Here is an 8,976-nt window from a genome sequence, read left to right as displayed (position 1 = left end):
GAGCCTGCTCGCGATGGAGTGTCAGTCGATATCAATGTGACTGACCCACCATCGCGAGCAGGCTCGCTCCTACAAGGGTCAATCACCTTCAATCCATTACCTATGGGCAAATTCAATCACAGCGCTCTATGATTGAACCCCATGACCACCACCGCTCCGATCCGCCAACCCTGCCCGCCCGGCGCCTGCGACTGCGGGCGCGACCCGCTGCTGGAAACGCCCGGTGCAGACCTGCGCATCCTGTTCCTGACCCGCGCGGAAGAAAAACGCCTGGTCGAACGCCTGGAAAACCTGCAAAGCCTGCAGGACCTCGAGCACCTGCAACGACGGATGTTCGAGCAGTTGGGCATTCGCGTGGACATCGCCCCCGGTTTCAATGAAGTGCGGACCATGCGCGGTATCGGCATTCAGATCGGCGAACTGCCAGGACTGTGCCGCAAAACCCGGGCAGCGATCCCCGCGGCGATTCGCCGGGCCATGGAGAGGCGTCCGCAAATCGCCTATGAGCTGCTCAACGCCAACGACCTGTTGCGCGACGCCTGATCCACCCTGCTGCTGTTTCGCCGCTGAAACAGGCGCTCCACCCCCCCCTGTAAAAGAGGATCGGCGGTCGTACGTGAAGTGCGCGGCGCTGCTATGCCTTCTGCAGGGAGCAGTCGTTTCAAGCCAGACAGGATGACGCTGGCAAGGCAAACGTGACCGAGGTCCCGGCGCCAACCCGGTGCGCGAAGACAGACAGGTGCCGATCCCTGGAAGGAGGTGGCAGATGTTGTTCATCGTCAGCTGGAAAATCAGTTCGGCCAATCGCAACAGCGCGATCGAACGCTTTCTCAAGACCGGTGGCGCGCCACCGGAAGGCGTCAAGATGCTCGGACGCTGGCACGCCGTCGGTGGCGCGGCCGGTTTTGGCGTGGCCGAGGCCAATGATCCGGTACCGATCCAGAAGTGGGTACTGCAATGGAGCGACCTGATGACCATGGAGGTCCAGGCGGCACTGACTGACGAACAGATAGCGCCGCTGCTGGCAGCCGCTGCCGGCAGGTAATGGCATCGAGGCGGCGGGACAGGCTCGCCGCCTCGGTTCGAGGAGATGAGGCAACCCGTTCAACATCGACGGCCGTTACCGCTTCACCGAACACTGGACCTACGGCCTGTTCTGACCCTGGGCCTGAACTATCGGTTTTAACTAGCTAATTACTGGATATTTCACGAGACCTACCTACGCTCTTTCGCGGAGAGAGACAAATTTTATGGCAGTCAGGGGACTGCCCTGAGGGAATTCACGCAGGTGGTCAGCGATGGCCGCCGGTGTTTGTAATGGGCTGGCATAAAGGTAACCCGATGCAGCTGAAAAATTGCAGACTACCCGCCGTCTCACTGCTCGCCCTGTGCTGCCAGCAGGTGCACGCCGGCGGCATCATGCTTTACGAAGTCGGCACCGATAACGTCGGCCTGGCCAATGCCGGTGCCGCCGCCCGGGCCCAGGGCCCTTCGACCATCGCCAGCAACCCGGCGGGCATGAGTTACCTGCCGGGCACGCAAATCACCGCCGGTTTGCAAGTGCTTTACGGCGATATCACATTCGATCGTGACGATGACACCAACGTGTCGGGCAGCGGCAGCGGCAACGCTCTTGAGCCGTTGCCCGGGGGAAGTTTTTTCGTCAGCCATGAACTGGACGACCACTGGAGCGTCGGCTTTGGCCAGTACGGCGATTTCGGGCTGGCGGTCAATTACGACAACGACTGGTCGGGGCGCTACTTTGCGCAGAATTCCAGCCTGCTAGGTCTGTCGATGGTGCCCAGCGTGGCGTACCGCTTCAACGAGCAGTGGTCGGTGGGCGTCGGTATCAAGGCCATGTACGGCATGCTGCAGGCCCAGACCGCCATCGATCGCTCGCCGTTCGGCTTCACCGACCGCGGCGACGGCCAGTTCAAATACAAGGACAAGGATTGGGGATTCGGCGCCAACGTCGGAGTGATCTACGCCCCCCAACCCGGGACCCGCCTGGGCCTGACCTACACCAGCAAGGTCGACCTGGAGTTCGAGGACGGCCTGGACGTCAAGGGTAACGGACCGCTGTTGCAACGCCTGGATGGCACCACCACCGAGCTCGACATCACCGTGCCGCAAACCATTACCCTGAGTTTGTTCCAACAACTGGACCGGCAATGGGCCCTGCTGGCCTCGGTCAACTGGCAGGACTGGTCGGAATTCGGCGATATCGGCATACAGGTCGACACCTCGGCAAACGATGCCCGCTCAACGAATATCGACGCCGGCTTCAAGGACACCTGGCACCTGTCACTCGGCGCGCAATACCAGGCCACCGAGCAACTGCTGTGGAACGTCGGCGTGGCGTACGACAGCAGTGCCGTGTCCGACAGCAAGCGCTCGGTGATCGTGCCCATGGCCGAATCCTGGCGCCTTGCGACGGGTGCCACCTATGCTCTGAACAAGGACACCGACGTCAATGTCAGCTGGGCGATGATCTGGATGGGCGACATGCCGGTAGACCAGAGCAAGGACCTGTCGGGCAATCGAATTTCCGGTCAGTTCGACAGCGCCTGGATTCAAGCGGTGACTGGAAACATCACCTGGCGGTTCTGATTGCCTGCCAACGAAAAAACGACTTTATCCAAGGAGCACACAGCACTATGAACCTGACCCGTAGATTACTCGTCGGTACTGCCCTGGCCGGGCTCCTGCTCGGCGGTTGTACGTCGAAAGTCACCGAGAGGGAGCAGTATTCGGGCTACCTGTCCAACTACAACAATCTGCAGGAAGTGACCACCCCCAGCGGTGGCACGGCGATGCGTTGGGTGAGTCCGTCGTGGAACGCCAATGCCTATGACACGGTCGCGTTCAACCGGCTGGAATTGTATCCGGCGCCCAAGCCCAACGAGCGGGTCAACCAGCAGACCCTCAATGACATCCAGAACTACATGACCAACAAGGCCAAGGCCACCCTCGGCCAGAAATACCGGGTGGTATCCAGCCCGAGCGCAGCGCCGGCCGGTTCGAAAGTCCTGGTCATGCGTGCCGCCATCACCGGCGTGAGCGCTTCCAACGAAGGCATGAAGTGGTATGAAGTGGTGCCCATCGCTGCCGTCGTCGGCGCGACCCAGGCCGCCACCGGGCACAGGGACCAGGACACCGAGCTGTTTATCGAAGCGGAGTTCATCGACGCGAAAAGCAACCAGACCGTGGCCAAGGTCGTGCGCAAGGTATTCGGCAAGCAACTTTCAAACGAAAGTCAGAAAATCACCGCGCAAGACTTCAAGGCGGCGATCGACAAGCTGGGTACTGACTTCCAGGCATTCCTCAAATAACACGATGGCTGGCTCTTCCGTAGGAGCCAGGCTTGCCGGCGAACCAAACGCCGCGGTGTACCTGTTGCACCGCGGCGTGTGGTTCGCCTGTAGGAGCGAGGCTTGCCCGCGAAGAACGATTACGCGGTGTAACAGAAGCACCGCGGCGTCTGGTTCGCCGGCAAGTCCGATCACCGCACCGCTGGCTCCTATAGTGGGCATCAGGCCTTTTTCATCCCCACCCGCCGCCGCATCTCGGCCGTAATCGTCTGCCGGGTTTTCTTCATGTCCGCCCAAGGCCCGTCGCCCACTTCGGCCAGGCGTTCGTGAACAGTGTGAATGTCCCACTGGTTACCGCCCTTTAGCTCGGCAATCTCCTCACGGTAGATCGGCACCGACACCGGCAGACCTTCGCGGGTACGCACGGCGTAGGCGCAGATGGTGGTCGCGCCCAAGCCGTTGCGCAGATAATCGATGAAGATCCGCCCCACCCGGTTCTTCGGCCCCGACACCGCGGAAAAACGCTCCGGCAGCATCTTGGCCATGTGGCTGACAATGGCGTGGCTGAAGTCCTTGACCTCGTCCCAGCCGAGCTTGCGGGTTAGTGGCACCACCAGATGAATACCCTTGCCGCCGCTGGTCTTGAGGAACGCCTTGAGCCCCAGCTCATCGAGCACCGTCAGGGTCAATTGGGTGGCCTCGACCATGCGTTTCCACGGCAGCACCGGGTCCGGGTCGAGGTCGAGGATGAAACGGTCGGGTTTGTCGAGGTGGTCCGAGGTGGCGTTCCAGGTGTGCAGCTCGACGGTACTCATCTGCACCGCGCCGATCAAGGCTTCGGCATTGTTGATGAGCATCATCGGCTGGCCCGTGAGTTGCTGGTCGAGGGTGGCGATGCCGGGGATCGCCAGGCGCTCGGCGTTTTTCTGGAAAAACAGTTCGCCGGCGATGCCATCCGGCGCACGCACCAGCGCCACGGGACGGTCCTTGAGCTGCGGCAGAATCCACTCGGCGACGCTGGCGTAGTACTGCGCCAGCTGCACTTTGGTGGTGCCACTGCTGGGGTCGATCACCCGGTCCGGGTGGGTGATGCGGACCTTGCCCTGGTCAAGGCCGATTTGCGACGGCGCCGGTTCGGCTTTTTTCCTCACGGCGGAAGGTTTGGCGGTGGCGGTTTTTTTCGCAGAGGCAGTTTTCACGGCAGTCGCACGCTCCTCGGTAATGTCTTTGGCAGGTTTGTCGTCACGCAGGCCATGGAACACCGCATGACGCACCGAACCGTCCTTGGTCATTTCGGCAAAGGCCACTTCCGCCAGCAGGCGCGGTTTGAGCCAGTGCACAGCCTTGAACTCGGCACCGCTGGGCGGGTTGACCACCGCGGGTTTCTTCGTCTGCAGGGGTTTGAGTTGTTGATGAATGCTGTTGAGGGTCGCCTCGGTAAACCCGGTGCCGACCTTGCCCGCGTAGCGCAACTCACCGCTGTCGCGGTCATGCAGCCCCAGGAGCAACGCACCGAAGGCATTGCGTGAACCTTTGGGGTCGGTGAAGCCGACAATGACGAATTCCTGTCGATGCTTGCACTTGAGTTTGACCCAGTCACCGCTACGCCGGGAGACATAGGGCGAACCCAGGCGTTTGCCGATCAGGCCTTCCATCTGCATTTGGCAGGCGCTGTTGAGTAGGGCCTCCGGGTCTTCGCCGAAGGCATCGGAAAAGCGCAGCAGCGGATCCTTGCTGGTCTTGAGCACCGTTGAAAGCGCAGCCCGGCGTTCTTCGACGGGCACCTCGCGCAGGTCCACGCCATTGAGATAGGGCAAATCGAACAGGTAGTAGAGAATATTGCCGCTGCGGCCGGCCTCGAAGGCGTTTTGCAAGGCCTGGAAGTCCGGGACGCCCTGTTCGTCGGCCACCACCATTTCACCATCCAGCCAGGCCGATTCCAGGCCCAGGCCCGCCAAAGCCTTGGCCTGGCCGGGCAACTTGTGGGTCCAGTCGTGGCCGTTGCGGGTGAAGAGCCTGACCGCGTCGTGGTCGATGCGCGCCATGATCCGGTAGCCGTCGAACTTGACCTCATAACTCCACTGCCCGCCGGGGGCCTTTTCCACCAGCGTCGCCAGTTCCGGTTTGATCTGGTCGGGCAGTTCGGCCTTGCGCGCGCCTGTGAGTGGCGCGGACTGTTCTTTGCGCGGCACTTTACGAGCTGGGGTCGCTGGCTGCTTGATGGCCCTGGCCTTGGCGGCCTTCGGTGTCCGGGTAACGAGGGTGCGTTCGCTGAGCACGCTGTCGGGCTCTGCGGCAACCACGTCGTAATCACTTTCCGGCCTGGCGGCACCGTCCTGGTGCTTGATCAGGAACCACTGCTCCTGCTTGCCCGGCATGTGCGTGCGCACCAGGTTCCACAGGCCGCCGAGCTTCTCGCCTTGCAGTTCGAACTTGAGGCGGCCCTTGGCGTAGGCCTTGGCCGGGTCTTCCTGGGGAATCCACACGCCACGGTCCCAGACGATGACATCGCCCGCACCGTAGTGGCCTTCGGGGATGCTGCCTTCAAAGGTGGCGTAATCGATAGGATGATCTTCGACATGCACCGCCAGGCGCTTGACCTTGGGGTCCAGCGACGGTCCCTTGGGCACCGCCCAACTCTTGAGCGCTCCGTCGAGCTCCAGGCGGAAGTCGTAATGCAGGCGCGAGGCATCATGCTTCTGGATGCAGAACTGCAAGGCATGATCACTGGCTTTTTTTCGGCCCGTAGGCTTGACGGCGACCGGTTCCGACGTCGCCGAAAAGTCGCGCATGCGGTTGTAGTCATCGAGGTTCTTGTTCATGGCTCACCTGCGAGGTGCTGCAGGGCGCTGGATCAGCACTTCCCACTCTCAGCAGAGCGAGCCATGGCGCGGAAAATTCCATCGCCGTCGAAACTGCCCGGACGGACGGCCCCGTGCCGCAGCTGTCGGCGGGCGCTCAAGCGCCTACAATCGGTGAGTGCCGCCTCATCTCCGGAGAGCAATCATGCGCACGGTCCATGTCCTCCAGACCCCACCGGCATCGGTGAATGTCGTTGGCGAAACGATCACTGTCCTGGCCGGCGGCGATCTGAGCAAACCCTTTGAAATGCATATCCAGGAAGGCGTGCAAGGTGGTGGCCCGCCCCCACACTTTCACCCGTGGGACGAAGCGTTCTACGTAATGGATGGCCAGGTCGAAGTAACCGTCGAAGGCACCTGCACCACCGTCTCGGCCGGGGGCTATGTGCATATTCCCGCCGGGTCGATCCATGCCTACAGGAACGTCAGCCCCACTGCCAGGATGATCGGCGTGGTGTCCGATCCGCGGGGCGGGCAATTTTTTACGGCGATGGACCGGTTCAAGGTACCCGAGGATCTGCCGCGGATATTCGAGGTGGCCGAGCGCTTTGGCGTGACGTTTCTGGTGCCCGAACCACCCATTTCCTGATCGTCCCCGTCAGGCTGTGCCCTTGGCCTGCTGTTCCAGGTGCACCTGCAGATCCGGCTCGATGCCCAGCGCCGCGGCCAGTTCATCCAGATAGCTGCGCTCGGCATCCTGTTGATCATCCACCAGCATCACGCTGGCCAGGTACATCTCGGCGGCGATGCCGGAGTCTGTTGCCGACTGTGCCACCTCGGCGGGGTCAAGCGGTTTCGCGGCTTCCTCGTCCAGCCACTGCTGCAACTGCGGATCATCGGTGTGCCGGGCGATTTCGGCATTTATCATCCGCGTTTCGGCGTCGTCGAAGCGGCCATCGGCCTTGGCCGCCGCGATCATTGCCCGCAGGATCGCATGGCTGTGCTCCTCGACTTCCGGGCCGGCCAACATGTCCACGGTACGCATCGCCTGTTGTGGCGCCTGTTGTGCCTGTGTGGCCTGGCTGCGTTGCCAGGCCTGATAGGCCTGGAATGCCATCATTCCCAGCGAAGCCAGCGCCGCATAATTGGTACCACCGCCGGAACGCGATTGCGGTGCTCCGCCCATCGGCGATCCCCCACCCAGCAAGCCGCCGAGCAAGCCGCCCAGCCCGCCCATGCCGCCCGCGCCCGCCCCGGCACTGCTGGCGCCGCCACCGCCCAACAGGCCGCCAAGCAATCCGCCCAGGTCACCCAGGCCACCTTGAGCCGACGCCCCACCGCCGCGCTGTTGCGCCATCGAGCCCTGGCCGGCCCGCAGTAATTGTTCGAGCAGATCGCTGGTGTTCATGACGACGTCCTCATCGATGGGAGTGATCCAGTCAGACAACGATAGTCCTCGCGTGTAAATGTGCTACCACCGTCCGGCTGACGCCCTGCCGATTTATCCAGAGTATTTTTTGCCGACGCAGCTAAGATTCATAGGGGGTGAACCTTATTCCCGGATACCCGGTCGATACCTGCAACCCCACCCCGGTTTGCCGCCGCCCGCCCGATGAGGGCGATACTGGCTTGCTTCACTTTCTGGAGAGCGCCCCCGTGATATCGACCCTACACATCGCCAGGCTCAAAGCCTGGGGTGCCCATGGTTTTACCGCCACCGGCGTGGTCACCGCCTTCCTCGCGACCCTTGCCCTGCTCGATAACCAGCCGACCAACTGCCTGCTGTGGTTGGGCGTGGCCCTGATCGTCGACGGCCTGGACGGTGCGCTGGCGCGCAAGGTCAACGTGCAGTCGGTGTTGCCGAGTTTCGACGGCTCGATTCTCGACCTGGTGATCGACTACCTGACCTATGTGTTCATCCCGGCGCTGTTCATCTATCGCTACATCCCGTTGCCGGACTACACACTGCTGCTGACCGTGTCGCTGATCCTGGTGTCGTCGCTGTTCTGCTTCTGCAACGTCAACATGAAGAGCAAGGACAACTACTTCCAGGGCTTCCCTGCCGCCTGGAACGTGGTTGCCCTGTGCCTGTACATCATCGCGCCGTCCCCCTGGATCACCTTCCTCACCGTGATCGGCCTGGCCCTGTTGACCCTCACCCGGATGAAATTCCTGCATCCGTTCCGCGTGCGCCGCTTCATGCCGATCAACATTGCCGTGACGGCGATCTGGCTGCTGTGCAGCCTGTCGCTGGTGATCAACCACCCGGTGATCAATCCCATGGTGATGGGGCTTTGGCTGCTGATGTCGGCGTACTTCCTGGGGATCTGTTTCTGGCGTACGGCGCTTGAGTGGTTCGACGAATCGCGGCTCAAGTAGCGCCATGCCTGTCCATATCGTGCGCCTGGGCACCCCGCGAAAACCCGACGAAGGCCTGCGCCTGGGCACGGTACGCCGTCCACCCCGTGGCGTACCGAAGGCCGAGTTTGCCAGCCGGGATTTCTATGATGTCTGGCAGCCGCTGCTGTCGCCCAGCCCGGAGCTGGTTCACCAGGCCCAGGCGGCTGAAGACGGCAAGGCCTGGAATGCGTTCAGGCGCAAGTTCAAGGCCGAAATGAACCACCCTGCCCCCAGCCAGTTGCTCGATCTGCTGGCGGCCCTTTCGCATCACACCTCCCTGGCGGTGGGGTGTTATTGCGAGGACGAAGCGCATTGTCATCGCTCGGTTTTGCGTGAGTTGTTGGAGGCGCGGGGGGCGGAGGTTGTTTAGGAGCCAGCGGTGCGGCGATCCGACTTGCCGGCGAAGGCGTCCTGACAGCCGACTTGGATTTTGTTGACCGCGTACATATCCATTCCTGCGGTAA

The 8,976-nt window shown here is 62.1% G+C and carries 9 protein-coding genes; 7 read left to right on the top strand and 2 right to left on the bottom strand.

Features of this window, described 5'->3' with window-relative positions; all coding sequences use genetic code 11:
• Positions 1–141: 141 nt before the first annotated feature.
• From PMI35_RS08590 to PMI35_RS08605, 4 genes are all read left to right on the top strand, one after another.
• On the top strand, positions 142–543 hold the full coding sequence (locus PMI35_RS08590) for a hypothetical protein (RefSeq protein WP_008063019.1): 402 nt from the start codon (positions 142–144) through the stop codon (positions 541–543).
• Between the two features lie 223 nt (positions 544–766).
• Positions 767–1,045 carry a DUF3303 domain-containing protein gene (locus tag PMI35_RS08595; RefSeq protein WP_008063017.1) on the top strand — a complete coding sequence of 93 codons (279 nt, stop codon included), beginning with the start codon at positions 767–769 and terminating at the stop codon, positions 1,043–1,045.
• A gap of 296 nt (positions 1,046–1,341) precedes the next feature.
• Positions 1,342–2,610, top strand: coding sequence for an OmpP1/FadL family transporter (locus PMI35_RS08600; RefSeq protein WP_008063015.1), 1,269 nt, complete (start codon positions 1,342–1,344; stop codon positions 2,608–2,610).
• A gap of 47 nt (positions 2,611–2,657) precedes the next feature.
• The gene (locus PMI35_RS08605; RefSeq protein ID WP_008063014.1) at positions 2,658–3,332 is read left to right on the top strand and encodes a DUF3313 domain-containing protein; all 675 of its coding nucleotides are present in this window, start codon (positions 2,658–2,660) and stop codon (positions 3,330–3,332) included.
• A gap of 200 nt (positions 3,333–3,532) precedes the next feature.
• Here the strand turns inward: PMI35_RS08605 and ligD are convergent, their stop codons facing one another.
• Positions 3,533–6,133, bottom strand: coding sequence for a DNA ligase D (gene ligD / locus PMI35_RS08610; RefSeq protein WP_008063012.1), 2,601 nt, complete (start codon positions 6,131–6,133; stop codon positions 3,533–3,535).
• A gap of 184 nt (positions 6,134–6,317) precedes the next feature.
• On the opposite strand from ligD, the gene PMI35_RS08615 reads away from it, so the two are divergent.
• On the top strand, positions 6,318–6,761 hold the full coding sequence (locus PMI35_RS08615) for a cupin domain-containing protein (RefSeq protein WP_008063010.1): 444 nt from the start codon (positions 6,318–6,320) through the stop codon (positions 6,759–6,761).
• Positions 6,762–6,770: 9 nt separating this feature from the next.
• Here the strand turns inward: PMI35_RS08615 and PMI35_RS08620 are convergent, their stop codons facing one another.
• The gene (locus tag PMI35_RS08620; RefSeq protein WP_008063008.1) at positions 6,771–7,520 is read right to left on the bottom strand and encodes a tellurite resistance TerB family protein; all 750 of its coding nucleotides are present in this window, start codon (positions 7,518–7,520) and stop codon (positions 6,771–6,773) included.
• A 248-nt stretch (positions 7,521–7,768) separates the two neighbouring features.
• Between PMI35_RS08620 and pcsA the strand changes: the two genes are divergently transcribed.
• Both pcsA and PMI35_RS08630 read left to right on the top strand, forming a co-directional pair.
• Entirely contained in the window at positions 7,769–8,491 is a 723-nt protein-coding gene (pcsA, locus tag PMI35_RS08625) for a phosphatidylcholine synthase (RefSeq protein WP_008063006.1), read from the top strand.
• Positions 8,492–8,495: 4 nt separating this feature from the next.
• Entirely contained in the window at positions 8,496–8,882 is a 387-nt protein-coding gene (locus tag PMI35_RS08630; RefSeq protein WP_008063005.1) for a DUF488 domain-containing protein, read from the top strand.
• The last annotated feature ends 94 nt before the right edge of the window (positions 8,883–8,976 follow it).

It is taken from the genome of Pseudomonas sp. GM78, assembly GCF_000282475.1.
In the GTDB taxonomy this organism is placed as follows: Bacteria; Pseudomonadota; Gammaproteobacteria; order Pseudomonadales; family Pseudomonadaceae; genus Aquipseudomonas.
The sequence above is the reverse complement of the archived record's forward strand: the minus strand, read 5'-3'. Positions and strand labels throughout refer to the sequence as shown.

What these genes read in the sequence shown, in the direction of transcription:
- ligD (WP_008063012.1), bottom strand. Translation starts at nt 6,133, where the DNA reads ATGAACAAGAACCTCGATGACTACAACCGCATGCGCGACTTTTCGGCG.
- PMI35_RS08590 (WP_008063019.1), top strand. Translation starts at nt 142, where the DNA reads ATGACCACCACCGCTCCGATCCGCCAACCCTGCCCGCCCGGCGCCTGC.
- PMI35_RS08595 (WP_008063017.1), top strand. Translation starts at nt 767, where the DNA reads ATGTTGTTCATCGTCAGCTGGAAAATCAGTTCGGCCAATCGCAACAGC.
- PMI35_RS08630 (WP_008063005.1), top strand. Translation starts at nt 8,496, where the DNA reads ATGCCTGTCCATATCGTGCGCCTGGGCACCCCGCGAAAACCCGACGAA.
- PMI35_RS08600 (WP_008063015.1), top strand. Translation starts at nt 1,342, where the DNA reads ATGCAGCTGAAAAATTGCAGACTACCCGCCGTCTCACTGCTCGCCCTG.
- PMI35_RS08605 (WP_008063014.1), top strand. Translation starts at nt 2,658, where the DNA reads ATGAACCTGACCCGTAGATTACTCGTCGGTACTGCCCTGGCCGGGCTC.
- PMI35_RS08620 (WP_008063008.1), bottom strand. Translation starts at nt 7,520, where the DNA reads ATGAACACCAGCGATCTGCTCGAACAATTACTGCGGGCCGGCCAGGGC.
- PMI35_RS08615 (WP_008063010.1), top strand. Translation starts at nt 6,318, where the DNA reads ATGCGCACGGTCCATGTCCTCCAGACCCCACCGGCATCGGTGAATGTC.